The following is a 26,512-nucleotide window of genomic DNA, read 5'->3' as shown; positions in this document are numbered from 1 at the left end:
GGGAGCGCGCCCCGCGCAACGACTCGCGTCGCCGCTGAGGGGCGCGCTCCCGTCCGTCGCCCGGTCGCGACTACGGCGTCGGCATGCCGCCGTCGACGTGCAGCGTCTCACCCACGACGTACGACGACTCGCCGCTCGCGAGGAACACGTACGCCGGCGCGAGCTCGGCCGGCTGGCCCCAGCGGCCGAGGTAGGTCTGCTCGCCGGCGGACGGCAGCGCCTCCGGCGGCTGACCACCCGCGGGCTGGAGCGGAGTCCAGATCGGCCCCGGGGCGACGGCGTTGACGCGGATGCCCTTCGGCGCGAGCTGCGCGGCGAGGCCCTTCGCGAGGTTGTTCACGGTCGCCTTCGTCGCCGCGTAGTGCACCAGGTGCGGCGACGGCGCGTACGCCTGGATCGAGGTCGTGTTGATGATCGTCGAGCCCGGCTGCAGGTGCGGCACGGCGGCCTTCGTGATCCGGAACGTCGCGTAGGCGTTCGTCTTGAACGTCTCGTCGAACTCCTCGTCCGAGATGTCCTCGATCGAGGGGACGTTCTGCTGCTTGCCGGCGTTGTTCACGAGGATGTCGAGTCCGCCGAGCTGCTCGACGGCGTCCGCGACGAGCTGCTCGCACACCTCGAGGGACGTGATGTCGCCGGGGAGCGCGACGGCCTTGCGACCGGCCGCCTCGACGAGGGCGATGATGCGGTCGGCGTCCTCCTGCTCCTCGGGGAGGTAGGAGATCGCGACGTCGGCGCCCTCTCGCGCGTAGGCGATCGCGACGGCCGCGCCGATCCCGGAGTCACCGCCGGTGATGAGCGCCTTGCGTCCGGTGAGTCGGCCGGAGCCGCGGTAGGTGTCCTCGCCGTGGTCGGCCGGGACGTTCTCCGCCATCTCCTCGTCGGTGCCGGCGCCCTCGAGGTACTGCTCGTCGGGCTTCTTGTCGGCGTACATCTTCGTCGGGTCCTGCATGCTGTACTGGTCCGTCATGCCGCCGACGGTACGCACGCGGCACCCCCGTACCGTCCAGGAGGCTGTCCCCCGTTCGGCCGACAGGGACCTGTCGACGGGGCCCGGCGAGAGCCCGTGACGCGTCACCGACGAATGTCACGGTTCCGTGACGACCAGGCCCCGATTCGGTAACACCCGTCGTCCAGACGGGTTCGGCGTCGTACCGTCGAGTGGTGACCTTCCGGACCGTGCTGGCGTTGAGCGCCGCCGTGCTCGCCTTCTCGGCCGGCACGGTCGCCGCCGACGGCACCGTCGGTACCGGGGTCGCCGCGACTCCGGCGAGCGCGGCCGAACTCGGACCGGATCCGGTGCACCACGAGCCCGTCCGGGTCACGAACGCGAAGCTCAAGCGGGTCGACTCGATCGAGCTCGACGCCGAGTCGCTGGTGTTCCGGCGCGGTGACAAGACCGTGACCGAGGCGTCGATGCGGGACTCCCGCACGACCGTCAGCCTCCTGAACCGCCTGCTCGGCACCCCGTCGCGCACGCAGACGGCCGAGGGCGACGGCGGTGCGTGCTTCCCCTCCGGGACGACCTACACGTGGGGCGGTGCGGTCCGGGTCGCCGCGCTGACGACCCCGGCCGCTGCCGGCAACGCCGTCGAGATCCGCGTCCTGCGCGAGACCGTGCGGTCCCGCTTCGGCGACGAGGTGGAGCTGACCGGACCGCACGGCGTCCAGGTGGGCGACGACATCCGCACGGCGATCCGCGACGCTCCGAGGTCCGACCGGATGTCGTTCGGTTCCGCGGACGCGCGCGCGTTCCAGCTCCTGCTCGAGCCCGGGTGGGCACCCGAGGACGATGCCTCGAGCCCGCCCGACAGCCGCAGCACAGGAGACGACGCGGACGCGCCGTCGGACGCGGAACCGGACTCCGACCTCGGGACGAACGGCGTCTCGGCCCTGACGGACGACACCACGGTCACGGTGCTCGGGTCGCCGATGCCGGTGCACGCCAAGCGCACCTGCTGATCGCCTCGGTCAGACCCGGAGCGTCGCCACCACCGGGAAGTGGTCGCTCGCGAACCAGGTCTCCGGCCCGTCGTGGTCGATGACGACACGGTCGACACCGGTGATCCCCCGCGTGAACACCCAGTCGATGCGCTCCCCGGTGTCGACCGGCGGCTGCCAGTCGTTGAAGGTCGCCGTCCGGTCGTCCGGGTCTCCGCCGACCATCCAGGCGTCCTCGAACCCGGCCGCGACGAGCACCCGCGACGCGGGCCCCGCACCGGCCGGCTCGTTGCAGTCCCCCGCCACGACGACCGGGCCGTCCGCCGTGCTCAGGCGTTCGACGATCAGTGCCGAACTCCGCGCTCGGACGTCGTCCCCGTGCGGGCCCTCCTCGTGGTCGAGGTGCGTCGTCAGGAGCGTGAACGCCTCGCCCTCGGCGTCGAGGAACCGCGCGTGGTTCGCCACCCGCGGGTAGAGGCTCCCCCATGTGTTCGAGACCGGCTCGTCCGGGGTGTCCGAGAGCCAGAAGGTGCCCTCGTCGATCGGACGCAGGCGACTGCGGCGGAAGAAGATCGCCGCGTGCTCGCCGGCGGTGCCGCCCTCGCGCCCCTGGCCGACGTCGCCGTGGTCCGGCAGACCGGCGCGGAGGTCGTCGAGCTGGTGCGCGAAGGCCTCCTGCACGCACACGACGTCGGGGTCGTGCCGCCGGATCACGTCGAGCAGCACCGGCAACCGGGCGGGCCAGTCGTGGGCGGGATCCGGGTTCTTGACGTTGTAGGTCATCAGGGTGATCGGACGCGTTGCGTTGCTCACCCCTCCAACCTAGCGACGGGCACCATGACCCGCCGAAGTGCGATGACGCCGTCGCGCGCCCGGGTCTTGGCGGTGCCGACCGGCACCCCGAGCCGCGCAGCGACCTCGGGTCCGGTCATGCCCACCAGGTGTCGGAGGACGACGGCGTCCCGCTGCCGCTCGGGGAGCCCGGCGACGGCGCGACGGAGTTCAGCACGGTCGAGGACGCTCTCGGCCCGCTCCGTGCTCGAGTGGTCCACGAGGTCGGCGTCCCTGGTGCCGATCCGCAGGTCGCGGTCGCGGTCCGCCCGGCTCTTGCGGACCCGGTCGATCGCGCGACGCTGTGCGATCGTGCGGATCCACGCGATGGCCGAGTGCGCCGGGTCGAACCGGTCGGCGATCTGCCAGATCTCGAGGAACACGTCCTGCACGACCTCCTCCGCCTGCCAGGCGTCCACGAGCTGGTGCCGGACGTAGCGCTCGACGAGCGGTCGGAACCGGTCGTGCAGCCGGGTGAAGGCGGCCCGGTCGCCGGTGGCGACCGCGAGGAGGAGGGCGCGTTCTTCGTCGCGCTTGGCGAGGAGTTCGTCGTTCACCGGTCGAATGTCACATACCGGAAATGTACTCGCAAGTACACTCTGAGCATGCGCCCGGAACGCACCCCGAAGACCCTTCGACGCACGACCTCGAAGGGACTGGCGACCAGGAGCCGCATCGTCGCCGCGGCCGCCGAGCTCATGCTCACCCGTGGCATCTCCGGCACGACGCTCGACGACATCGGCGCCGCCGCCACGGTCGGACGATCGCAGATGTACCACTACTTCGCCGACAAGCAGGAGCTCGTACGCGACGTGGTCCGACAGCAGACCGACGCGATCATCGCGCACCAGGGTCCGGACTTCGAGGACCTCACCACGTGGGAGGCCTGGCAGCGGTGGCGGGACCGGACCGTCGCGGACGCCGAGGCTGGCGGCTGCGTCGGCGGCTGTCCCCTCGGGTCCCTCGGCACCGAGGTCGCCGAGCGCGACGCCGACACCCGTGACCTCGTGGCAGCCGGCTTCGCCCGCTGGGAGCAGGGGTTCCACGACGGCATCCGCACGATGCGGGAACGCGGACTGCTCGGACCGGACGCCGACCCCGCCGCGCTCGCGACGACCGTGATGGTGGCGCTGCAGGGCGGTCTGCTCCTGGCTCAGGTGCAGCGGGACGTCCGTCCGCTCGCGATCGGGCTCGACACCGCGATCACGTCCATCCGCCGGCACGCGACCGGCGCGGGCGTCAGTTGATGCAGACGCCTGCCTTGCCGTAGCTCTTCACGTCGGTCGACGACGGCTTCGGCTCGGGGGCTGCAGGCTTCGACGCCGCGGGCTTCGACGCCGCAGCACCGGCGTCACCCGAACCGGCGTCGGACGCGGCGGAACCGGCAGCCGGGCTCGAGGCGGCACCACCCGCGGCGGCGACCGGGGTCACGGTCTTGCCGTCGGAGCCGAGCACGAGCGTCACGCCCGTGACCGCGTTCGTCCGCATCGCGACGGCGCCGGGCACGACCGCCACGACGGCCTTCGCCTGCTTCTCCATGCCGGCCGGGTACTGCACCTGTGTGGTCTTCGTCAGCTCCGACGACCCGGGTGCACCGACCTGGAAGCCGCGGGCGGTGAGCACGGTCCCGGCGGCGCCCGCGGCACCCGTGACGCCGCTGCCGTTCAGGACGGTGACCGAGGTGCTCGCCGGCTGTGCGCGACCGGCCTTGCTGTACTCCTCGGGCTCACCGACGAGTCCCTGCACGAAGGCCGGCAGCCCGACGGTGTCGACCTCGACGATGGACAGCGCCGAGCCGTTGACGGTGATGGTGGGGGTACCGAGCGTCGGGATGGTCGCGGACTGGATGTTCCCGGGCCGCAGGTTCCGCATCTGGGTCGCGAGGTTCACGAGGTCGGTGTCCGTCTGGATCGAGCCGCCGACCGCCTTGAGGATGTTGCCCATCTTGATCGGGTTCAGCAGCGTCCCCGCGGAGAGCACCTTGCGGGCCTCCTGCGACAGGAAGTACTGCTGTCGGACGTTGCGGTCGAGGTCCCCGTTGGGCAGCCCGTGCCGCTGGCGCACGAAGGACAGCGCCTGCTTCGCGTCGAGCGTGGACTTGCCCTTCGGCAGGTTCACGCCCGAGTACGGGTCGTTCACGGCGTTGTTGAGGCAGACGTCGACCGGACCGAGCTCCTTCACCACCTGGTAGAAGCCGAGCAGGGAGACGCGCACGTAGTGGTCGATCGTCAGACCGCTGAGGTTCTGGATCGTCTTGATGAGCAACTTCGCGCCGCCGGTGTCGCCGCCGCCGTTGAGCGTGCCGAAGTAGAACGCACTGTTGAGCTTGCCCTTGCCGACACCGGGGATGTCGACGTACGAGTCGCGCGGGAACGAGATCATCGTCGCCTGCGAGCCGTCGGCGTTGATGTGCAGGACGATCATCGTGTCGGTGTTCGTCGCACCGCCGTCCGACTCGGTGCTGAGCTCCGCCATCTCCTCCGGCGTCGCGTTGTCCGGCCGGTGGTCGTCGCCGACCAGCAGGATGTTCTGCGCCTGGCCGTCGACGTCGTCCTTCGTCGAGGTGCTCCCGGTGATCGCGTTGATCTTGGTGACGCCGTTCGAGAGCGATCCGTAGGCGTACGCGGCGTAGCCGCCGCCGAGCAGCAGGGCCATGGTGAGCACGCCCGCCACGGCGGGGAGGACCACCCCGCCACGTCGCTTCTGGCGGCCGTGCCGCGGTGGCGTGAAGCCGCGGCGGCCACGACCGGTCGTCTGCTCGGGCTCGTTCGTCACCCGCAAACCATACCGGGCGACCGTGTCGTGAACATCACACGACCCTGGCAGGTCGCCGCGATCCCACCGTGACCACCGGGCGGACTGGAGGCGCGGTGCCGTCCCGCCCCGCGCCTCCAGTCCGCCATCGGTCTCGTCTCAGGACGCGAGCCCACCCTTGTGGGTCTCCCGCGCCCGCAGCACCGTGATCCCGGTGATCGCCGCCGCCGCCATCACGTAGAACGCCGGCGCGAAGGTGTTGCCCGTCGCGGCGATCAGCCACGTGGCGAAGTACGGCGTGATCCCGCCGAAGAGCGCGACGCTGATGTTGTAGGCGATGCCCATCGACCCGTAGCGGATCGCGGTCGGGAAGAGCTCGGCCATGGCGGCACTCACGGCGCCGTCGAACGCCGCCATGAACAACCCGAGGAGCACCATCGCGCCCGCAGCCGCCCAGAAGTTGCCGGCGTCCATGAGCATGAGCGTCGGGTAGGTGAGCACGAGGAACCCGCCGCTTCCGGCGAGCATGACGGGCTTCCGACCGATCTTGTCCGACAGCAGCCCGAAGAACGGCACGAGTGCGGCGATCACGATGAACCCGATGACGACCACGCCGTACGAGACGAGCGGCGAGTAGCCGAGGTCGGCCTGCAGGTAGGACGGCATGAAGGTCTGCAAGATCCAGTGCCCGACGGCCTTGAGGACGACGAACCCGACGCAGAACAGCAGCGCCTTCCACCCGGTGCGGAGCGATCGCCGGAGCGGGTTCTTCGCGAGGTCGCCCTTCGCCTTGAGCGCACGGAACTCCGGGGTGTCCTCGAGCTTGGAGCGGAGGTAGAGCCCGACGAGGCCGAGGGGAAGCGCGATGAGGAACAGCACCCGCCACCCCCACGACTCGAGGGCGCCGTCGCCCGCGATCGCCGTGAACAGGAAGACCAGGCCGCCACCCACGATGAACGCAGCGAAGCCGAAGACGTCGATGAAGCTCGTGACGAAGCCGCGCCGGTTCGACGGCGCGGACTCGGCGAGGAGCGTGGTCGCCCCCGCGCCCTCACCACCGGCGGCGAACCCCTGCACGAGCCGCACCACCACGAGGAGGATCGGCGCCAGCAGCCCGACGCTCTGGTACGTCGGCAGGATGCCCATCACCGCGGTCGCGCCGCTCGTGATGAGGATGACCGTCGCGAGGGTCGTCTTCCGGCCCACGCGGTCGCCGAGCGATCCCCAGAAGAGGCCGCCGAGCGGGCGCATCACGAACCCGGCGCCGAACACGGCGAAGGCCGAGAGGAGCGCGACCTGCGGGTCCCCCTGCTTGAAGAAGTACAGCGAGATGACCGTTGCCAGGGTGCCGTAGAGGCCGAAGTCGAACCACTCCACGAAGTGGCCGACGCCGGCGGCCACGATGACCTTCCGCATGCTCCTGCGGCGGGCGTCGTCGCCGAACACGTCCGGGACAGGGGTGTCGGCGGCGTCGGCGCTCGTGCGCGTCTGGGTTCCGTCGCTCATGGGGAGACCTCACACTTCGTTGTCGAGAGTTGGTTGACGATAGCACTTACCGGGCAGACTTTGCCACACAGTGGGAATAGATTACCACAAAGTGATACCGTCACCGTCATGCAGTCCCGTGAACAGCACCACGACGTCGTGGTCGTCGGAGGTGGCCTCGCCGGTGTGAGCGCCGCCGTCGCCGCCGCCCGCCTCGGCTCCACCGTCGCCCTCGTCACCAACCGACCGGTCCTCGGTGGCAACTCCTCGAGCGAGATCCGCGTCTGGGTCGTCGGCGCAACCGCCCACGGCACGCAGCGCTTCGCCCGCGAGACCGGGATCATGGGCGAGCTGTTCCTCGAGAACCAGTACCGGAACCCGCAGGGCAACGCGATCTACTGGGACCAGGTCGTGCTCGACCTCGTGCGTGCCGAACCCAACGTCCACCTGCACCTCAACACCGACGTGCGGACGGTGACGACGACGGACGACGGGACCGGAGCACCGCGGATCGCGTCCGTCACCGGCTGGACGATGGGCTCCGAGATCGAGACGACGTTCACCGCCCCGGTGTTCCTCGACTGCACGGGGGACGGGCTCGTCGGTGCCCTCGCCGGGGCCTCGTACCGGATCGGGCGCGAGGGACGCGACGAACACGGCGAGGAGTGGGCGCCCGAGCAGCCGGACGACGAACTGCTCGGCAGCTCGATCTTCTTCTCCACGCACGACACCGGCCGCCCCGAGAAGTTCGTGCCGCCGTCGATCGCGAAGGACCTCAGCACGACGCCGATCCTGGCGAACCGGGCGATCAAGACGGGCGACAACGGCTGCAACTACTGGTGGATCGAGTGGGGCGGCGAGCTCGACACCGTCACGGAGAACGAACGCATCCGCGACGAGCTCTGGGGCGTCGTCTACGGCATCTGGGACCACATCAAGAACTCCGGAGCGTTCGACGCCGACTCCCTCACGCTCGACTGGGTCGGCGCGATCCCGGGCAAGCGGGAGTACCGCCGGTTCGTGGGCGACCACACCCTCACCCAGCAGGACCTCCTGTCACAGCGGACCTTCCCGGACACGGTCGCGTTCGGCGGCTGGTCGATCGACCTGCACCCGGTCGAGGGCGTCTACGCCGAGACCGCCGGCGCACAGCAGCGGTACACGGACGGCACGTACGACATCCCCTTCCGCTCCCTCTACTCGGCGGACGTCGCGAACCTGCTCTTCGCCGGCCGGAACATCTCCGCGTCCCACGTCGCGTTCGGTTCGACCCGCGTGATGGCCACCTGCGCCGCGCAGGGCCAGGCGGCCGGGACCGCCGCGCACCTCGCCGCCCGGCACGGGGTCACGCCACGTGAGCTCGGCACCGACCACGTCGCGATGCTGCAGCAGACGCTCCTCCGCGAGGACGCACCACTCATCGGCGTCCGCGCGCACGATGGGGCGGACCTCGCTCAGCGCGCCCGGATCAGCGCGAGCAGCGAGCTGGTCCGACTCGACACCACCCCGTGGGCGACCGAGGACACCTTCGCGCTCGACCGCGACGCGGCGCTCGTCGTGCCGGTGGACCCGGCGCTGGGCTCCGTCGCCCTCCGGACCGTCGCCGACCACGACACCGACGTCACGATCGAGCTCTGGACGACCGGCAAGCCACAGAACTACGCCCCGATCGACCGGGTGTCGACGCACACCGCGAGCGTCCCCGCCGGCGTGGGCGAGGCGGTCGTCGACCTCGTGTTCCGGCCGGACGAGCCGTGCAACGCCGTGCTGGTCGTGCGCCGGTCCCCGGGCGTCCGCCTGGTCCTCACCGACGGGCACCCGTACGGCGTCCTCGCGCTCCGCGCCCGCACCGCCGACGACGACCGGTTCGACGACCACATCCCCGAGGAGGCCGACCAGCCGGTCACCGACTGGGAGGCGCGGGCACTACGTGGACGCTCCTTCGCGTTCACCGCAGCCGACGCGTCGGACGCGTGGCGCGCCTCCCGGATCACCGACGGCTACCAGCGCCCCTTCGGCGGCCCGCACCTGTGGTCGTCGGAACCGGGCGACGGCGCGGCGACCCTCACCCTCGACTGGACGGAGCCCGTCGACCTCCGTCAGGTCCGCATCGTCTGGAACGACGACGTCGACGCCGACCTCATCAACCTGCACCACCACCGCACGCCGTGGGAGGCGGTCCCGACGCTCGCCCGCGACTACCGGATCGAGGCGTGCGTCGACGGATCCTGGCAGGAACTCGCGAGCGTCACGGACAACCGTCACCGGCACCGCGTGCACGACGTCCCAGCGACGCGGACCGCCTCGCTGCGCATCGTCGTCACCGCGACGAACGGTGCGCCCTTCACGTCGGCGAGCGCCGTGAAGGTCTACTGACCCACCCGCACCACCTGCAGCACCACCACGATCAAGGGAGATCGCAATGCGCCTGCGAACACTGACCATCGCGACGGCTGTCGCGCTGTCGCTCACCACCATCGGGGTCGCCGGCCCGCCGGCCCTCGCGACGGGCACCGCGGTCGCTGCCGGCACCGCGAGCATCCGGGCGAACCCGGGGAACCCGACGTCGCCGACCGCCACCGCGCACACCGTGTCGGTCAACGGCACCGCGGTGCCGGTCAAGGCCGAATCCGTGAGCGGCACCTCGCACGACGTCGCGATGTTCGCCAAGGGGACGGGCACCGCGACGATCAGCGTCACGATGCCCGGTCTCGCCGCGTCGGCCACCCCGGTCGTCACGCCCCGGACGCTCCGGATCGCCACGACCCGAGCCGGTGACACCGTGACCTTCACGATCCGCGACGCGCACCCGCTCGTCATCGAGACGCCGGGTGTCCGCGCCTTGTTCCTCTTCGTCACACCGTCGGAGACCGCGGTGCCGTCTGCCTCGGACCCAGACGTGCTGTACTTCGGCCCCGGCGAGCACGACGCCGGCGTGATCCGTCCGGAGTCGGGCCAGACGGTCTACCTCGCGCCGGGCGCCCTCGTGCACGGTCGCATCGACGGGGACGGGGTGACCGGGGTGCACGTGCTCGGGCGTGGGATCCTCGACGCCGGCTCGGACACGTCACGGACCGACAAGACGATGGCCATCCGCTTCCACGACAGCTCGGACATCACGGTGTCCGGCATCGGCGTCCGCAACGCCCAGTGGTGGCAGACGCTGTACATCCGGTCCTCGGGCATCCACGTGTCCTGGCTGAACCTGATGGGCACGCTCATCAACAACGACGGCATCGACACCGACGGCGTGCAGGACATGACCGTCGAGCACAACTTCGTGATGAGCGGCGACGACGGCTTCGGCTGGCACGCCCTCGACGCCGCGACGAACGGCGAACCCGAGACCCGCGGGTTGCACGCGACCGACACCACGTTCTGGAACGTCACCGGCGGGAACCCCGTCCGGTTCGGCTCGTCCATGGAGACCGAGGTCTTCACCGACGTCTCCATCACGCAGTCGTACGTGCTCCGGGCGAAGGAGGTCGCGCTGAAGTTCGACGTCCAGGACTGGGCGACGGTCTCGGACGTCACCGTCGACGGCTTCTATGTGGAGTCCCAGCCGGTCGGCGGGCAGGCCATCGTGCTGCAGGTGCTCAAGGGGCCGTACTCGAACGACACCGGCTACCGCGACGAGCGGGGCCGGATCACGGGCATCACGATCCGCGACTTCACCGACGTCACGGCCGACCGCGTGACACTGTCCGGGTGGGACGCGACGCACGGGGTGTCGGACGTGGCCTTCGAGGACGTCGTGCTCGGCGGCGCGGCCCTCACCGCGGCCCAGGTGCGGACGAACCAGTTCGTCAGCGGTGTCACGGTGTCCTGATCGACTCCACGGGACAGAATGGGCGGATGGCCACCACCCCTCCGAACCAGAGCATCGAGCGCGCCGCGGCGGTCCTCGGCGCGCTCGGTGCCGCCGACGGGCCGATGCGTGCCTCCGACATCGCGCGGGCGATCGACCTCGGGACGTCGACGACGGGGCGACTGCTCGCCACGCTCGAGTCGCTCGAGTACGTGCACCGCGACCCCGAGTCGCAGGGGTACTCCGTCGGACGGGCCGTCCTCGAGCTCGCCAGCCAGGGACTCAACCACAACCCCGTCCACCGAGAGAGCCGGGCCGCTGCGCAGGAGCTCGCGCACCGGATCGGGCTCACCGCCAACGTCGGCGTGCAGGACGACGCGGCCTGCATCTACCTCTGCCACTTCGAGGGATCGCTCGCCCCCAAGTCGCACACGATGATCGGCATGCGGCAGCCGCTGCACGCCTCGGCGCTCGGCAAGGCGCTCATGCTCGACCTGTCACAGGCCGAGCGGGAGGCGCTGCTCGGCCTCGACCTCGCCCGCTACACCGACCACACGATCACGTCGCACGACGCGCTCACGGCGGACCTCGATGCGTCGGCGAAACGCGGCTGGTGCGTCGAGAACCAAGAGGTCGCCCTCGGACGCTTCTGCATCGCGGCGCCGATCCGGAACGCGTCGGGCCGGATCGTGGCGGCGCTGTCGATCTCCGGGCGGGTGACGCAGCTGCGGGACCGGGACACCGCGTCCCTCGCCGAGGACCTCATCGAGGTGGCCGACCGCATCAGCGTCGGCCTGGGCATGATCAGCGCGGTCGCGCACTGACGGACGCCCGGACGGACGGGAGGGACGGTGCGGGACCGACCCGCGTCTCCTGGCCGCCAGGCGGTCGCGCCTGCCGTGCTCGTCGCGTCAGGCGCGCGACGGCAGCAGGTGGATCGCTTCCATCGCGAGCTCGGCGGCGATCGGGTCCTTCGCGACGACAGCGGCCTTGAGCTTCTCGAGCTCGGGCAGGACGACGTCGGCCGGGATCAACTCGGCGAGTTCCGGTACCCGCAGCTTGAAGGCGAGGCCGTCCGTGGTCGACCGGCAGAGCTGCTCGAGTGACGGGTTGCCGCAGGCGTCGACCCACGTCGCGTAGATACTCGCCCCCTCGCGCGCGACCTCGTCCTGCTTGCCCGATCCGGTCCGTGCGATCACGTCGTCGAGCATCTTCACGACCCGCTTCCGCTGCGCCTCGGTCAGGCGGGGCACCGCCAGCCGAACGACACCGCCGTAGATCACGCCGAGGGTCTGGTACGCGTCGAGGAGCTCGTCCTTGGTCGGGGCGGCGACGCGGGTGTACCGGTTCGGGGCCATCTCGATGAGTCCGGCGCGGGCGAGTTCGGCGAGGGCCTCGCGGATGGGGGTGCGGGAGACGCCGAGCCAGGCGATGAGGTCGTCGTCGTTGAGCCGCTCGCCCGGCTCCAGGGTGCCGTCCATGATCGCGTCCCGGATCTTGTCCTGCACGGTGTCGCGGAGGAGCTTCCGCTCGGCGGTGGGCTGCGTCGAAGGAACTGGCATGCGTCCAGCGTGTCACATGTGATGGGCCGGACGCGACAGGCGCGACGGCCACCAGGCTCGGCGTCCGAGGTCGTACGCCAGAGCGGGGACGAGCAGCGAGCGGACGACGATCGTGTCGAGGAGCACGCCGAACGCGACCACGAACGCGATCTGCACGAGGAACAGGATCGGGATCACGCCGAGCGCCGCGAACGTCGCCGCGAGGACGATCCCAGCCGAGGTGATCACCCCGCCGGTGACACCGAGTCCGCGGAGGACGCCTTCGCGGGGACCGTGCGCCAGGGCCTCCTCGCGGACCCGTGTCATGAGGAAGATGTTGTAGTCGACGCCGAGCGCCACGAGGAACACGAACGAGTACAGCGGGACGCTCGGGTCAGCACCGGGGAAGTGGAACACGTGGTCGAAGACGAGGGCGCCGACACCGAGCGCCGCGGCGAAGGACACGATCACGCTGCCGATCAGCACGAGCGGCGCCACGATGCTCCGGAGCAGCAGCATCAGGATGAGCAGGATGACGGCGAGCACCACGGGGATGATGAGGGTGCGGTCCCGGATGCCGGTGTCGTTCGTGTCGACGGCGGTCGCTGTGACCCCTCCGACGATCGCGCCGGGGTCGACCCGCTCGACCGCCGTGCGGAGGGCACGCACGGTCTGCTCGGCCGCGTCGGAGTCGGCCGGGTCGGACAGGGTGGCCTCGAGCAGGACGTCCCCGCGGGACACGGTGGGCGTCGCGCCCGAGGCACCGCCCGCGCTGCCGCTCGTCGTCACCGGGACGGTGCCGGAGGGCGAGTCCTTCGCGGCCGCCACGACGCTGTCCACGCCGTCCACCCCGGTGATCGCGCTCGCCAGCTCGTCGGTCTTCGACGCGGCGCCGATGACCTGCGCGGGGCTCCCCGATCCGCCCGGGAAGTGCTCCGCGAGCACCTCCTGACCGTCGCGGGCCTGGGAGCTCCCGATCACCAGGTCGCTCTGCGGGACCCCGTCCGCCTCGAGGCCGACGAGTCCGGTGCCCATCGCGAGGAGCCCGACGGTGCACACGATCCAGACCACCCGGGACCGACGCGCCACGAGTCGACCCACGCGTGCCCAGATTCCGCGGGCCTCCGGTCCGGTGAGGACGGGGTGTCCGCTGCCGTACTGCGGACGGAGCGGCCAGAACGCCGCACGCCGGAACGCGAGCAGGAGCGCGGGCAGCAGGGTGAGCGCGGCGAGGAGGCTGAACGCGATGCCGATGGCCGCGACCGGTCCGAGGGCCTTGTTCGAGTTGAGGTCCGAGAGCAGCAGGCACAGCACACCGACGATGACCGTGCCGCCCGAGGCGAGGATCGGCTCGAGGCTCCCTCGCAGGGCTGCCCTCGTCGCGTCCCACCCGGTGCGGTGGTCGCGTAGCGCCTCGCGGAAGCGTGCGGTGTAGAGGAGTGCGTAGTCGGTCGCGGCGCCGATGACGAGGATGGAGAGGATCCCCTGCACCTGGCCGTTGACCGTCACGATGTCGGCCTTTGCGAGCCACCAGACGACGAGGATGGACGCGCAAAGGGCGAAGGTCGCGGTGCCGAGCACGAGGATCGGCAGGAGCGGTGACCGGTACACGATGATGAGGATCACGAAGACCGCCGCGAGCGCCACCCCGAGCAGCAGACCGTCGATGCCCGCGAAGGCCTCGGTCAGGTCGGCGGTGAAGCCCGCCGGACCCGTGACGTAGGCCTGCACCCCGGACGGCAGGGCGTCCTCGACGTCGGCGCGCACGGCCTCGACGGCGTCACCCGTGTCGGCGCTCTGGGTCAGCGTGGCGACGATCTCGACGGCATCCCCGTCCTCGCTCGGGATCACCGGGCTGACTCCCTGCACGTCCTCGCGGTCCCCGAGCCGCGCGGCCAGGGAGGACGCGGCGCGCTGGTCCGCAGCCGTCAGGCCGCCGTCACGCTCGAGCACGACGATCGCCGGGGCTCCGGACGCCTTCCGGAACTCCGAGGCGCGTTCCTGCACCTTGGTGGCGTCCGCCGAAGCAGGCAGGAACGACGTCTGGTCGTTCGTGGAGACCTCGGAGATCTTGCCGAAGAAGGGACCGCCGACGGAGGCGATGGCGAGCCACGCCACGATGACGAGCGCGGGGAGGACGATGCGGAGGAAGCGAGGCACGTCGGTGAGCGTACTCCAATAGTCAGCATGCTGATTACTAGAGCATGCGGAGAACTGTGATCCGTAGACTCAGACCATGGACGACGCCCCCGACGTATGGCCACTGGGGCGCCTCCTCTCCGCCGCGGCCCGGGCGATCGAACGGGACTGGGACGAGCGACTGCGTGCGATCGGCCTGCCGCATGCCGCGCTCATCGCGATCGACATCCTCGTGCGGACCGGCCCGACCGGCGCGGACACCCTCGCGCGCACGGCACGCGTGCAGCCGCAGACCATGTCCCGCACCCTCGAGCGCATGGAGCGCGACGGCCTGGTCGAGCGCTCGCCGCACCCCGACGATCGACGCCGTCGGGTCGTCACCGTGACGGAGTCCGGGCGCGAGGCATGGGAGACCGCCCGGCACATCGAGCGCGACCTGCTGCCGGACGACCCCGTGCTGCGGGACGCCCTGACCGCGCTGCTCGAGAAGCACCGCCCGAATCGAACACCTAGCGGTTGATATACCACATACGGTAGACTCGCGGAGTCGGTAGCACGGCCGACCCGACCCGCAGGAGACCCGATGTCCGAGCGCCGAGCAGCCCGTCGAGCCGCCGAAGCAGCCGAGGCGGCAGCGGCGGCGGCAGCAGCAGCGATCGCCGACGACGACACGGGCACGGAGACGGGCACCGTGACTCGAGCACCGCAGCGCGGGTTCAGCGACCGTGTCCGCAGCCGCAGCTCGGGCCGCAGCCGGTCGGGTCGGGGCCGGTCCGGCCGGGGCAGGAGCGGCCGGAAGCGCCGCCAGCGCCGCCGGAAGCGCCCGTTCCTCGTGGCTCTCCTCGGCACCGCGGGCACACTCGTCGCCGTCGCCACGGTCCTCGCCGTCGTCGCCGGCATCTTCATCGCCGGACTCCTCCGCAGCTACGACGCCGACGTCATCGCCGACCCCTTCCCGACCGGCGCGCGCCCGGCTCCGACCGCAGGAGCGCAGAACATCCTGCTCATCGGGTCGGACTCCCGCCAGAACGCCGATCCCGACGGCGACCGGGCTGCCGGTGGCCGCTCGGACACCCTGATGCTCGCGCACGTCCCGGCCGACAAGCGCGCCGTGTACCTCATGTCGATCATGCGTGACTCGTGGGTCGAGGTCCCAGGCCACGGCACCGCGAAGATCAACGCGGCGTACTCGTGGGGCGGGGTCCCGCTGACGGTACAGACGGTCGAACGGCTGCTCGACGTCCGCATCGACCACGTCGCCGAGATCGACTTCGCCGGCTTCGCGGGCATGACGGACGCGCTCGGCGGCGTGACGGTGCAGTCGCGGACGGCCTTCTCCGCGCGCGGACACGAGTTCACCGCCGGAGCGAACGAGCTCGACGGCGACGCGGCCCTCGCGTTCGTCCGCGAGCGGTACGCCTTCGCCGACGCCGACCACACCCGCGTGCGGAACCAGCAGGCGTTCATGCGCGGCATCGTCGACGGACTCGTCTCGCGTGAGACGCTCACCGACCCCGGGCGCGTGCAGGACTTCGTCCGGGCGACGAGCGAGTACCTGTCGGTGGACGCCGGCCTGACCGCTCGGACGATGGTCGACCTCGGCTGGTCGTTGCGCGACCTCCGCCCGTCGGACCTGCGGACCTTCACGATGCCGACGGCGGGCGGCGGGACCTCGGCGGACGGGCAGTCCTACGTCGCGGTGAACTCCATCGCCGTACGGTCGCTCTCGCAGGCGCTCCGCTCGAACGACATGACCCGGTGGCTGGCCGACAACCCCCAGTAGCCGGACACAGCAGGACGCCCGGTGACCACACGGTCACCGGGCGTCCTGTCGATCGGAGGAACGATCAGGCGGGAAGCTGGAGCTCCTGGCCGGCGTAGATCAGGTTCGCGTCGTCGATGGTCGACGTGTTCGCTGCCCAGAGCTTGTTCCAGCCGCCGTCGATCCGCAGCTTCGTCGCGATGCTGTCGAGCGTCTCGCCCGACACGACCGTGTAGGTCTTGCCGCTCGTCTTGACGGCCGCGGGCTTGCTCGGAGCAGCCGGAGCCGCCTTCGCCGCGGGGGCCTCGGTCGACGGCGCGGTCTGCTGCGGTGCAGCTTGCTGCACCGGCGCCTGCTGCTGCGGGGCAGCCTGCTGGGTCGGGGCGGCGGGAGCCGGAGCGGCGGCCTGCGGAGCTGCGCCGGCCGTGCCGCTCAGCCCGAGCTGGGCGGAGCAGGCGGGCCATGCGCCCCAGCCCTGCGAGGCGAGGACGCGCTCGGCGACGGCGATCTGGGTCGCGCGGCTCGCGGAGGCCGGGTTGCCCGTGCCGCCGTTCGCCTGCCACGTGCCGAGGTTGAACTGGAGGCCACCGTAGTAGCCGTTGCCGGTGTTGATCGCCCAGTTGCCGCCGGACTCACACTGCGCGAGGGCGTCCCAGGTCGAACCGGAGGCTGCGTTCGCGGGCGCCGCCGCGAGGCCGACACCCGTCGCGGCGATGCCTGCGAAGGCGAGGCCGCCGACGATGGTGCGGGTACGAGAAAGCTTCTTCATGGTTGATGCTCCACCGGGACCACGGATCGAGAGCCGATCGCCACTGCCCGTCCCGACCGATCGCGGTCGTGTCGTGGGGTGCGCCGCCGGGGGCAGTGGTCTCGTGCCGGTGGCGCCTCGGTCGGCCACCATAGGAGACTCTTGACCGTTATCAAACCGAGACAAACGGTTCTACCCGTAGGTGCTACGTCCCCCGGGCCGATTCCTGTACGGCGCGATCGCCGCGCACATCGTGATCGCGCTGTACCCGGGTACGGCACCTTGGCAATTCCCTGGCAATGACGGCCTGGAGGCACGTGGCGGCGCCGACCCGCGCCTCCTGGCCGTCGGCGGGTCACCCTCGGGACAGCAGCGTCACCGCTTCCAGGTGGCCGGTCTGCGGGAACATGTCGAGCACCCGCGCGCGCCGCAGGCGCAGCGACGGCATCCGCGCGAGGTCCTTCGCCAGGGTCACCGGGTTGCAGCTCGAGTAGACGACGTGCCGGACGTCGGACTCCTCGAGCCAGGTCGACAGCGTCTCGCCGATCCCGCGCCGCGGCGGGTTGACGACGACGAGCTCGGGGACGGTTCCGGGCCGGGCCCGGAGCGCGTGCTCGGTCGCGTCGTCGGCGGCGAAACGGACGCCCTCGAGACCGGCTTCGCGCGCCGACTGCCCCGCGGACCGCACGGCCTCACGACTGGTCTCGATGCCCGTCACCGCGCGACCAGGGCGGGCGGCGTGCAGCGCGAAGCCACCCACACCGCAATACAGGTCCCACATCGAGGCGGGTGCCACCTCGTCGATCCACGCCGACGCCTGGGCGTACAGCTCGGTCGCCACGTGCGTGTTCGTCTGGAAGAAGCTCTGCGGGCGGAGGTGCATCGTGACGTCGCCGAGCCGCATCGGGAGCGTCTCCTGCTCGGTGAGGACGATCTCCCGGTCCCCCTCGGTGACGGCCTTGTGCTCGGGGAGCAGGTTCGCGGTGACGACGACCGCGTTCGGCAACGCTCGACGGAGCGCGTCGAAGTGCTGCCGGAGCCGCGGCAGCTGGCCCTCGGAACGGAGGACGAACCGCACCATGAGTTCACCGTCGGGCGACTCCGTCACGAGCACGAACTTCAGCTCCCCCCGCCGGGCCGCGACGTCGTACGGGATGAGCCCCGCGTCCGCGATGAACCCGGCGAGGACCGGGAGGGCGCGCTGGATCCCGGGTGTGCAGATGCCGCAGTGCCGCAGGTCCACCCCGCGCTGCCGGTGGTCGAGGATGCCGACCGTCGGCCGCTGGACGGTCCCGCCGACCACCATCTTCGCCTTGTTGCGGTAGGCGGACTCGGGGCTGGTGATCGCCGGCAGCCACTCGACCGAGCCCGGGCCCCCGGCGGCCTCGACTGCGTCGTGCAGGAGTTCGCGCGTGCGGAGTTCCTTGTCGAGGACCTGCTCGGCGTACGGCTGCCCCATGAGCGTGCACGAGCGGCACACCCCGCGGTCGAAGTAGTCGCACTGCATGGCCGAGTCAGGATACGGCAGCGGCCGCGTGTCGGGGTCAGCGCGCCAGCCACTCCGCCCAGGCCGCACGACAGACCCGGTCGGCCCGCGATGCCAGGGCACGCGTCTCGTCGCGCTCGGCGGTGGATGCCGACGCGATCGCGTCGCACCAGGACGACACGGAGCCGTCGCCGAGCCAGCGGTCGTCCGGGTAGAGGTCAGCGATGCTCGAACCGGCGGGACCGACGGCCGGGGTCCCGAGTTCGAGCGCGCGGATCGCGATGCCGGACTGGAAGAACCGCTTGTACGGCACGACGACGGCGTCCGCCGTGACCAGGAGTGCGTCGAGCTGGTCCTCGTCGACGAAGGCGTCGGTGACGGACCACCCGTCGACCTCGGGCCAGCGCCGGCCGATGATCTCGAGCCGGTGCGAGCGGCCGATCGCACGCCCGATCCCGGTGAGCAGGTCGAGGTCGCGGTCGGGCTTGAACTGCCCGAGCACGCGTACCACCGGGCGGTCGTCCGACGTGGGTGCCGCCACGGTGGCCGCTCGCGGCACGACCGGGTGGGGCAGCAGCTCGGGCACGGCGTCCGGGCAGTCCTCACGCAGCGCCGCCGCCGCGGTCTCGCTGTGCACGATCAGGCGGACGTGCCTCGCGAGCGCACCGATCCGGCGCGCGACGACGCCGTACCCACGGGCACGGACCAGCGGATGGGGATCGTGGACGACGAGGGCTGCTTCGACCCGCTGTCCGAGCAGGACACGCAGGACGACGCGATCCAGGTGCCCGAGGACCGGCCACGTGACGATGACCCGCGCCGCGCCACGACCGGCGGCTCGTCGAGCGGCCCACAGCGCGAGGAGGTACCGACGCACCCAGTCGATCCCGGAGCGCCCCGCGACACTGGGCTCGTCGATGTGGGTGACCCACACCCTCGCTCCGGAGGCGCGGAGCGTCGCGGCCAGTCCGCGCGCGTAGTGGTGCAGCGCACCGCCGAGGGTGTTCACGACGATGACGCCGGGTGCCGTCACGAGGCGACTCCGATCGGGCGGGTGGGCACGTCGGCGACGAGCCGTGTCTGCCGACCGTGCAGCCAGGCGTCGGCGGCGAGTCGGCCGTCGCGCTCGGGGAGAGCACCCCGCACCTGGCCGCGGTCCAGGGGGGCCTGCAGCGCGTCGGTGATCGCCCGCGCGAGGCGACGGTCGAGGTCCGGGGCCGACGGCTCCACGACGCCGTGGCCGTGGTCCCGCAGCCAGCCCGCGAGCCCGGTCTGGTCGGTGGTCACGACCGTCAGTCCGGCGGCGAGGGCTTCCTTGATCGGCAGGCCGATCTGTTCCCGCCACCGTCCGTCGGCCACCGAGGGAGCCACGAGCACGGCGGACGAGCGGAGCAGCGCACCGGCGGCGGCATGCGGGAGACGTCCGGTCACCCGCCGCGTCGACGGGGACGACGCGGCCCACTCGGCTGCGAGCGGTTCGAGGGGCCCGGGGCCGATCAGCACGATCCTGGCGCCGGGGACGGCCCGCTCGACGGCGGGCCACGCGTCCATCAGCTCGTGCACGCCCTTCCGCCGCTCCATCACCCCGACGAACACGCACGTGAGCGGCGTCGCGTCGACCGGCGCTTCGTCCGGCCGGGGCAGTTCGAGCGTCGACGACTGCTCGATCGCCGCGACGAGGGGCAGGGACGCGTAGGTGGCGCGTGCGGCGTCGCTCGCGAACGCGATGCGGTCGATGGTCAGCCGCGCGACGGCGCCGACGAGCAGTGCCACCAGTAGCACGACCACGCCCGGCACCCGGCGACGACCGCCCACGAGGGCCTGGAGGTCGTTGTTCTCCATCGCGTACGTGACCACCCGGTGCGGCCGGCGCCGGAGCAGTCCCGCGACGTGGAACCCCGCCGCGAGCAGCGCGTGCTTCGGCCAGAACCGCATCCAGAGTGGTTCCGGGACCTCGAGGGTGGTGGCCGTCGTGGTCGTGAACCGGCGGAGCGCTCCGGTCACGGACACGCGCTCGATGCCCGGCGCGAGGTCCGTGCCGGCGAGGTCGTAGTTCGTGCCGAGGTAGAGCAGTTCGGCGGGTGTGCCGAGTCGGTGCCGCTCGATGTGTGCAGCGCGCAGCTCGGGGACGATCCGCATGCTGTCCACCCGCGCGCTCATGCCGACACCGCCTGCGGGGTCACGACGCCCGCGTGCTCGGCCAGCACCTGCTCGTAGGCGCTGCAGACGCCCGACCACGTGTAGGCCGAGCGCGCGCGGTCGCGAACACTGCCGCGGAGCAGCTCCTGCTCCACCGGGTCGTCGAGCAGGTCGAGCAGCGCGTCGGCGATCGCATCGGGGTCGGGCTGGACGAACCGGACGCCGGTGCCGGCGAGGACCTCGCGGTTGTAGACGCTGTCGCGGGCCACGGTCGGCGCGCCACAGTGCATCGCCTGGACGAGGGCCGGGTTGGTCCCACCGACGCTGTGGCCGTGGAAGTACGCACCGGCCTGCTGCCACAGCGCGAAGAGCCGGTCGTCGTCGGACACGTGGCCGAGCCATGTCACGGCGGGGTGCCGGTCGGCGAGGTCCTGCGCGGCGGTGTCGAGTGCTCCACCGTAGCCCGTCGACCCCACGATGACGACCGGGTGGCGCTCGGCGATGCGTTCCGCGGCGACGAGGAACTCGGCGACCGTGTTCTCCGGCACGAACCGCGCGACCACCAGGGCGAACGGGCGCCCGGCGAGGTGCGCGTCGTCGGGGTGCAGCGGGAGGGCACCGGACTCGGTACCGCCGTAGGGGATCATCACGCCGGAGCGGTCGAACTCGCGGCGCCAGTGGTCGCCGATGGCGTCGGCGTCGAAGACGAGGCGGTCGGCGAAGCGTGCGGTGGCCCGGGCGCCGGTCTTGAACACCGCCTTGGCGAGCCGCCCCCACTTCGCGCGTTCCCACTCGATCCCGTCGACGTTGACCACGGTCGGGATGCCGGCGAGCTTGAGGAGCGGGAGCCAGTAACCGTTGGCGCAGTTCATCACGAGCGCGACGTCGGGCCGGCGCCGGATCGTGTCGAGGACGGCGGTCAGCCCGTACGAGAGCGTCGAGAGCGATCGCGACTCGAGGCCGCGGGTGGTCCGCCGCGTCACGCGGTGGTCGAGCGATGGATCGTCCGCACGCTCCTGCCCCGGGCGGCCGTAGACCGTGACGTCCCAGCCGGCGTCGGCGAGGTGGGCAGCGACGTGGCGCACCGCCGTCTCGAAGCCGCCGTAGTAGGACGGGTACCCGCGGGTCCCGATGATCGCCACACGCTTGGACATGCCCGCTCCCTCGTTCACCTGATGATTGCAATGATATTCTACATTGCAGTACCGGGCAAGGGGAACGGGGTCAGTGGGCTGCGGCGTCCCGGGTCGTGGTCTCGATGCGGTACACGGACGTTGTGGCGGCCAGGAACAGCGTCGTCCCGTCGTCGCCGCCGAAGCAGAGGTTCGCGGTGACCTCGGGGACGGCGATCTCGCCGATCCGGGAACCGTCGGGGTCGAACACGACCACACCCCGGTGCGACGAGGACCAGACGTTGCCGTGCACGTCGACGCGGATGCCGTCCGGGGCCCCCTCGCCGGGCTCCAGTCGCGCGAACACCCGACCGTTCTTGAGCAGCTCGCCCCGAGGGCCGCGTCGGTCGTACGCGCGGATGACCGGTTCGTCGCCCGAGGAGCTCGCGACGTAGAGCACCTGCTCGGACGGGTCGAACGCCAACCCGTTCGGCTCGTCGAGGTCGGTGGCGACGGGCCGGAGATCCTCGCCGTCCGGTCCGCACCGGAACACCCAGTGGTCGCCGTACTCCCGGTCGCCGGGGTGCCCCTCGCGCGGCTGGGTGATGCCGTACGCCGGGTCGGAGAACCACACGCTGCCGTCCCGCGCGACGACGACGTCGTTCGGTGAGTTCAACCGGACGCCGTTCCACGCGTCGACGATCGGGGTGAGCACACCGTCGCGGTCCCGCTCGACCCGCCGGTTCCCGTGCGAGCACTGCACCACACTGCCGTCGCGGTCGAGGGTGCGGCCGTTCGTGAACTCGACCCCGCCCGCGTAGACCGACGTCGTACCGGAGTCGGCGTGCCACTGCAGGATGCGGTCGCCGGGGATGTCCGACCACCGCAGGGTGCGGCTCGCGGGGATCCAGCAGGGTCCCTCGGCCCAGGTGCTGCCCGTCGCGATGCGCTCGAGCGCGCCGGGGTCGGGGACGAGATCGGTGAACGACATGTGCTCTCCTTCGAACACCTCGACCCTATTCGCCCGTGCGGTCGATGATCGCGGTCATCGCCCTCGCGGCACCGTCGGCGTCGCCGCTGGCCACGGCGCGGGCGAGTCGGACGTGCAGGCCGACGTCGTGGACGCCCGGCCGGATCCCGGCGCGGTCGTCGAGGGCCCGGGCGACCACGCGGTGCAACCGTGCGTACATCGCGTTCCCGGACAGCTCGAGTACCAGCCGGTGTATTTCGCGGTCCGCCTGGAGGAACGGAGCAGCGTCGTCCCGACCGGTGGCGGCGGCGAGGCGGTCGGCGGCGGCGAGCAGCGCCTCCAGGTCTGCACGGTGCGACGCGTCGGACGCACGCCCGGCGGCTGCCGCAGCGGCCACCGGCTCGACGGCGCGCCGGAGCGCGCGCAGTTCGCCGAGGACGACACCGCGGTCCGGACCGGCGAGCCGCCACCCGACGACGCGCGGGTCGAGCACGTCCCACTCCGACGGCGGCCGGACCCGGAGGCCGACCCGACGGCCGGCACTGAGCAGACCGAGGCCGACGAGGACGCGGACGGCCTCGCGGACGATGCTGCGGCTCGACCCCGTGCGGGTGACGAACCCGTCGATGCTGTCGCGGTGCCCGGTCGGCAGGGTTCCGTCGACGATCGCGCCACCGAGCCCGTCGAGCACCCGCTCGAAGATCACCGCTGGGAGACCGGGCTGACCACGAGCTCGTCGACCCGCATGGACGTCGGGGCCTCGAGCACGAACGAGACCGTGCGGGCGATGTCCTCCGGCTGCAGCATGACCGCGCGGGCGGCCGCGTCCGGTACCGAGGGACGCTGGTCGAGGAAGTCCGTGGCGACGTCGCCGGGGCACAGGTGGGTCGCTCGGACGCCGTGTCCTGCCTCCTGCTGGTTGAGCGTCCGGACGACGGAGCCGAGCGCGGTCTTCGACGCCGAGTAGGCGACCCCGGCGCCGGGCTGGAAGGACCAGCCCGCGTACGACGACACGACGACGACGATCCCGCCGGACTCGCGCAACGCGGGCAGTGCCGCGTCGACGACCGTGACGACGGCGGTGAGGTTGGTGTCGACGATCGCGCGGAAGTCCGACAGCGACTGGTCGTCCCACCGGCGCTGGGGACTGTTGAGACCGGCGGCGAGGACCAATCCGTCGAGCCGCCCGTGCCGTTCGAGCACGGTGTCCCGGGCGACCGTGACGGCCCCCGCGTCGTTCGCGTCGAGGGGCAGCACGTCCGCCGTGCCGCCGTCGCCGCGGATCGCGGTCGCGACGGCGGCGAGACGGTCCGCCCGGCGGCCGCTGAGCACCACCGTCCAGCCGTCGCGGGCGGCCGCGCGGGCGCTGGCCGCTCCCATGCCGCTGCCGCCGCCGGTGACCCAGAGCACGCGTGCGTCGTTCATGGGGGAATAGTATGCCTATTGCTGCGCGACCGGACCACGGCCGCACCGACGACGGGAGCGACGATGCACCTCGACCTGACCGACCGCGTGGTCGTCGTGACCGGAGCGGCACGCGGCATCGGCGCCACGATCGCCGCACGGTTCCACCAGGAGGGGTGCCGGGTCGTCGCGCTCGACCTGGCGTTCGACGGACTCGACGCGGCCGAGCCCAGCGCACTGCCACTCGACCGGGTCCGCTGCAACGTCGCCGATCCCGACTCCGTCCGGGCCGCCGTAGACGAGGTCGTCGCCCGGCACGGCACGATCGACGTGCTCGTGAACAACGCCGGCATCAACGTCGAGGGCGCCGTCGCCGACCTGCGGTGGGACGACTGGCGCCGCTGCATGGACGTGAACCTCGGAGGGACCTTCCTGATGAGCCAGGCCGTGGCACCCGTGATGCAGGCCGCCGGGCGCGGACGGATCATCAACGCGGCGTCGTTCGCGGCGATCGTGCCGAGCGTCGGGAGCGCTGCCTACGCCGCGTCGAAGTCGGCAGTGGTGGCGTTCACCCGGGTGCTCGCGTCCGAGCTCGGCCCGTGGGACATCACCGTGAACGCGTACGCACCGGGGATGGTGCCGACAGCCATGAACGGGTTCGCCGCGATGCCCGCCGAAGCGCAGGACCGCCTGCTCGACACCCTGTCGCTCCGTCGGTGGGAGACGGCCGACGACGTGGCCGACCTGCTCGTGTTCGTGGCGAGCGATGCAGCCGGGTACGTCACGGGGACGCTGCTGGACGTGTCCGGCGGCAAGTTGGCGACCCAGATCCCGGCGCGGGCACACGGCCGCTGACACACCGTCAGCGCAGCATCCGCTCGAGCAGCACCCGGAGCTCGCGGCGGTCGTCGACCGGCAGCCTGGTCGTCAGTGGGAGCAGCGCGTCTCGGATCGCCGCCTCGAGCGATCGCGCGACGTCCAGCCCGGCATCGGTGATGACGACGTCCACGGCACGGGCGTCCTCGGCGTTCGGCACCCGTCCGAGCAGCCCCTTGGCCGACGCGCGCGCCACCAGTCCGGTCATCGTCGACTTCTCGAGGCCGAGGTACTGCGCGAGGTCGCCGATCCGCATCCGCCGGTCCCGCAGGATCGCGAGCACCCGGAGCTGCGTCAGCGAGAGCCCGGCGTCCGCCGCGATGCCGGTCAGGGCACCCATCGTCCGGAACGCGCTCTCGCCGAGGGCGTCGACGAGCCGCTCGTCCTCCGTCATCTCCTGCATGCCCCGAGCCTACTTGACTCACTTCGTGTTGCGAACTAACTTGTTCGTAACACGAACCTTTCAGGAGGCAGTCATGCACGCAGCCGTCGTCACCGAGTTCGGCCGGTCACCGGTCTGGCAGGAGTTCCCCGACCCCGTGCCGACGGCGGACGAGGTCGTCGTCGACGTGGTCGCCGCCGGACTCCACCCTCGGGTGCGGTCACAGGCCGACGGCTCGCACTACACGAGCGAGGGGGCACTCCCCCTCATCCCGGGCGTCGACGCGGTCGGACGGTTCCCGGACGGGACGCTCCGGTACTTCGCGGTGGCGAGCGACACGCGCGGCACGATGGCCGAGCGGGTCGCCGTGGACCCGCGGGCCAGCGTCGTCCTGCCCGAGGGTGCGGACGCCGTCGCGGTGGCGGCCGGCGCGAACCCCGTGATGTCCTCGTGGGTCGCGCTCCGCCGCAGGATCGACTTCGCTCCGGGCAGTCGCGTCCTCGTCCTCGGTGCGACCGGGGCCTCGGGCTCCGCCGCGGTACAGGTCGCGAAACACCTCGGCGCCGAGCACGTGGTCGCGAGCGGACGCGATGCGACACGACTGTCAGAACTGCCGGCACTCGGAGCCGACCTCGTGGTCCCGCTGGGCGACACCGAAGCGGTCGGTGCGGCGGCGGCGGACGTCGACGTGGTGATCGACTACGTGTGGGGCCAGCCCGCCGCGGACGTCATGCGCGCGCTCGTCACGGCGCGGCAGGACCGCGGACGCCGACTCGACTGGGTGGCAATCGGCTCGACGGCCGGCCAGGAGGCGCGGATCCCCTCCGCAGCGCTCCGTGCGTCCGGCCTGACCATCGTCGGGAGCGGCCAGGGCTCGGTCGGTCGGGCCGCGTTCGTCGCGGAACTCCCGGCGATCGTGCGGGCGATCGCCGACGGCACGGTCCGGGTGGACGCGACGGCGGCGCGCATGGCGGAGGTCGAGGCGGCCTGGGCCGGACAGGTCGGTGGGTCGACGGGCAGAGTGGTGCTCGAAGCCTGATCCTCGATCGACTTCCCTGTCCGGCCACTCAGGAACTCCACATCCCCTTCTCCGTAGGCTGTGAGGGCCCAGTGAGCCGGACTGCAGCCCGACCC

Annotated in this window: 25 protein-coding genes; 9 read left to right on the top strand and 16 right to left on the bottom strand. The window is 71.7% G+C overall.

Annotated elements, in window-relative coordinates:
- Positions 1-70 precede the first annotated feature (70 nt).
- The gene (locus tag Q7F20_RS02810) at positions 71-970 is read right to left on the bottom strand and encodes an SDR family oxidoreductase (protein ID WP_305738594.1); all 900 of its coding nucleotides are present in this window, start codon (positions 968-970) and stop codon (positions 71-73) included.
- 194 nt (positions 971-1,164) lie between these two features.
- On the opposite strand from Q7F20_RS02810, the gene Q7F20_RS02805 reads away from it, so the two are divergent.
- Complete coding sequence (locus tag Q7F20_RS02805; RefSeq protein ID WP_305738593.1) at positions 1,165-1,962, top strand: hypothetical protein; 798 nt, start codon at positions 1,165-1,167, stop codon at positions 1,960-1,962.
- A gap of 9 nt (positions 1,963-1,971) precedes the next feature.
- Here the strand turns inward: Q7F20_RS02805 and Q7F20_RS02800 are convergent, their stop codons facing one another.
- Positions 1,972-2,754, bottom strand: coding sequence for an endonuclease/exonuclease/phosphatase family protein (locus tag Q7F20_RS02800; protein ID WP_305738592.1), 783 nt, complete (start codon positions 2,752-2,754; stop codon positions 1,972-1,974).
- Positions 2,751-3,329 carry a sigma-70 family RNA polymerase sigma factor gene (locus Q7F20_RS02795; RefSeq protein WP_305738591.1) on the bottom strand — a complete coding sequence of 193 codons (579 nt, stop codon included), beginning with the start codon at positions 3,327-3,329 and terminating at the stop codon, positions 2,751-2,753. Before Q7F20_RS02795 ends, Q7F20_RS02800 begins: the two co-directional genes overlap by 4 nt.
- 48 nt (positions 3,330-3,377) lie before the next feature.
- Between Q7F20_RS02795 and Q7F20_RS02790 the strand changes: the two genes are divergently transcribed.
- Positions 3,378-4,019 (top strand): TetR/AcrR family transcriptional regulator, encoded by a 642-nt coding sequence (locus Q7F20_RS02790; protein ID WP_305738590.1) that lies wholly within the window; start codon positions 3,378-3,380, stop codon positions 4,017-4,019.
- On the opposite strand, the gene Q7F20_RS02785 is transcribed toward Q7F20_RS02790, so the two are convergent.
- Together Q7F20_RS02785 and Q7F20_RS02780 are read right to left on the bottom strand one after the other, a co-directional pair.
- Positions 4,012-5,547, bottom strand: coding sequence for an LCP family protein (locus Q7F20_RS02785; protein ID WP_305738589.1), 1,536 nt, complete (start codon positions 5,545-5,547; stop codon positions 4,012-4,014). The genes Q7F20_RS02790 and Q7F20_RS02785 overlap by 8 nt on opposite strands.
- Positions 5,548-5,685: 138 nt before the next feature.
- The gene (locus Q7F20_RS02780; RefSeq protein WP_305738588.1) at positions 5,686-7,032 is read right to left on the bottom strand and encodes an MFS transporter; all 1,347 of its coding nucleotides are present in this window, start codon (positions 7,030-7,032) and stop codon (positions 5,686-5,688) included.
- Between the two features lie 108 nt (positions 7,033-7,140).
- On the opposite strand from Q7F20_RS02780, the gene Q7F20_RS02775 reads away from it, so the two are divergent.
- From Q7F20_RS02775 to Q7F20_RS02765, 3 genes are read left to right on the top strand one after another with little or no spacing between them, the layout of a single operon-like run.
- Positions 7,141-9,387, top strand: a complete 2,247-nt coding sequence (locus Q7F20_RS02775) for an FAD-dependent oxidoreductase (protein WP_305738587.1) — start codon at positions 7,141-7,143, stop codon at positions 9,385-9,387.
- A 46-nt stretch (positions 9,388-9,433) separates the two neighbouring features.
- Positions 9,434-10,840, top strand: coding sequence for a hypothetical protein (locus Q7F20_RS02770; RefSeq protein ID WP_305738586.1), 1,407 nt, complete (start codon positions 9,434-9,436; stop codon positions 10,838-10,840).
- 26 nt (positions 10,841-10,866) lie between these two features.
- Entirely contained in the window at positions 10,867-11,643 is a 777-nt protein-coding gene (locus Q7F20_RS02765) for an IclR family transcriptional regulator (RefSeq protein WP_305738585.1), read from the top strand.
- 87 nt (positions 11,644-11,730) lie between these two features.
- Here the strand turns inward: Q7F20_RS02765 and Q7F20_RS02760 are convergent, their stop codons facing one another.
- A complete protein-coding gene (locus Q7F20_RS02760; protein ID WP_305738584.1) occupies positions 11,731-12,381 on the bottom strand; it encodes a GntR family transcriptional regulator in 651 nt (216 codons plus the stop codon).
- 12 nt (positions 12,382-12,393) lie between these two features.
- On the bottom strand, positions 12,394-14,520 hold the full coding sequence (locus tag Q7F20_RS02755; protein ID WP_305738583.1) for an efflux RND transporter permease subunit: 2,127 nt from the start codon (positions 14,518-14,520) through the stop codon (positions 12,394-12,396).
- Positions 14,521-14,596: 76 nt separating this feature from the next.
- Between Q7F20_RS02755 and Q7F20_RS02750 the strand changes: the two genes are divergently transcribed.
- Together Q7F20_RS02750 and Q7F20_RS02745 are read left to right on the top strand one after the other, a co-directional pair.
- Positions 14,597-15,019 (top strand): MarR family winged helix-turn-helix transcriptional regulator, encoded by a 423-nt coding sequence (locus Q7F20_RS02750; protein ID WP_305738582.1) that lies wholly within the window; start codon positions 14,597-14,599, stop codon positions 15,017-15,019.
- Between the two features lie 63 nt (positions 15,020-15,082).
- On the top strand, positions 15,083-16,282 hold the full coding sequence (locus Q7F20_RS02745; RefSeq protein WP_305738581.1) for an LCP family protein: 1,200 nt from the start codon (positions 15,083-15,085) through the stop codon (positions 16,280-16,282).
- A 64-nt stretch (positions 16,283-16,346) separates the two neighbouring features.
- On the opposite strand, the gene Q7F20_RS02740 is transcribed toward Q7F20_RS02745, so the two are convergent.
- The 8 genes from Q7F20_RS02740 to Q7F20_RS02705 form a co-directional block, all read right to left on the bottom strand.
- Positions 16,347-17,030 carry a transglycosylase family protein gene (locus Q7F20_RS02740; protein WP_305738580.1) on the bottom strand — a complete coding sequence of 228 codons (684 nt, stop codon included), beginning with the start codon at positions 17,028-17,030 and terminating at the stop codon, positions 16,347-16,349.
- 334 nt (positions 17,031-17,364) lie between these two features.
- Positions 17,365-18,516, bottom strand: coding sequence for a 23S rRNA (uracil(747)-C(5))-methyltransferase RlmC (rlmC, locus tag Q7F20_RS02735; RefSeq protein ID WP_305738579.1), 1,152 nt, complete (start codon positions 18,514-18,516; stop codon positions 17,365-17,367).
- Between the two features lie 37 nt (positions 18,517-18,553).
- Positions 18,554-19,528: a hypothetical protein gene (locus Q7F20_RS02730; RefSeq protein WP_305738578.1), complete on the bottom strand. Its 975-nt coding sequence runs from the start codon at positions 19,526-19,528 to the stop codon at positions 18,554-18,556.
- A complete protein-coding gene (locus tag Q7F20_RS02725) occupies positions 19,525-20,655 on the bottom strand; it encodes a glycosyltransferase family 4 protein (RefSeq protein WP_305738577.1) in 1,131 nt (376 codons plus the stop codon). Before Q7F20_RS02725 ends, Q7F20_RS02730 begins: the two co-directional genes overlap by 4 nt.
- Positions 20,652-21,788 (bottom strand): glycosyltransferase, encoded by a 1,137-nt coding sequence (locus Q7F20_RS02720; RefSeq protein WP_305738576.1) that lies wholly within the window; start codon positions 21,786-21,788, stop codon positions 20,652-20,654. The genes Q7F20_RS02725 and Q7F20_RS02720 overlap by 4 nt, the downstream gene beginning before the upstream one ends.
- Before the next feature lie 70 nt (positions 21,789-21,858).
- Positions 21,859-22,737, bottom strand: a complete 879-nt coding sequence (locus Q7F20_RS02715; protein ID WP_305738575.1) for an SMP-30/gluconolactonase/LRE family protein — start codon at positions 22,735-22,737, stop codon at positions 21,859-21,861.
- 25 nt (positions 22,738-22,762) lie between these two features.
- A complete protein-coding gene (locus Q7F20_RS02710; RefSeq protein ID WP_305738574.1) occupies positions 22,763-23,422 on the bottom strand; it encodes a FadR/GntR family transcriptional regulator in 660 nt (219 codons plus the stop codon).
- A complete protein-coding gene (locus Q7F20_RS02705; RefSeq protein WP_305738573.1) occupies positions 23,419-24,141 on the bottom strand; it encodes an SDR family oxidoreductase in 723 nt (240 codons plus the stop codon). Before Q7F20_RS02705 ends, Q7F20_RS02710 begins: the two co-directional genes overlap by 4 nt.
- Before the next feature lie 63 nt (positions 24,142-24,204).
- On the opposite strand from Q7F20_RS02705, the gene Q7F20_RS02700 reads away from it, so the two are divergent.
- Entirely contained in the window at positions 24,205-24,975 is a 771-nt protein-coding gene (locus Q7F20_RS02700) for an SDR family NAD(P)-dependent oxidoreductase (RefSeq protein WP_305738595.1), read from the top strand.
- Positions 24,976-24,982: 7 nt separating this feature from the next.
- Here Q7F20_RS02700 and Q7F20_RS02695 read toward each other — a convergent pair whose 3' ends face one another.
- On the bottom strand, positions 24,983-25,399 hold the full coding sequence (locus Q7F20_RS02695; RefSeq protein ID WP_305738572.1) for a MarR family winged helix-turn-helix transcriptional regulator: 417 nt from the start codon (positions 25,397-25,399) through the stop codon (positions 24,983-24,985).
- A gap of 73 nt (positions 25,400-25,472) precedes the next feature.
- On the opposite strand from Q7F20_RS02695, the gene Q7F20_RS02690 reads away from it, so the two are divergent.
- Positions 25,473-26,417: a zinc-binding alcohol dehydrogenase family protein gene (locus tag Q7F20_RS02690; RefSeq protein ID WP_305738571.1), complete on the top strand. Its 945-nt coding sequence runs from the start codon at positions 25,473-25,475 to the stop codon at positions 26,415-26,417.
- The last annotated feature ends 95 nt before the right edge of the window (positions 26,418-26,512 follow it).

It is taken from the genome of Curtobacterium sp. A7_M15 (genome assembly GCF_030705415.1).
Lineage (GTDB): Bacteria > Actinomycetota > Actinomycetes > Actinomycetales > Microbacteriaceae > Curtobacterium.
The sequence above is the reverse complement of the archived record's forward strand: the minus strand, read 5'-3'. Positions and strand labels throughout refer to the sequence as shown.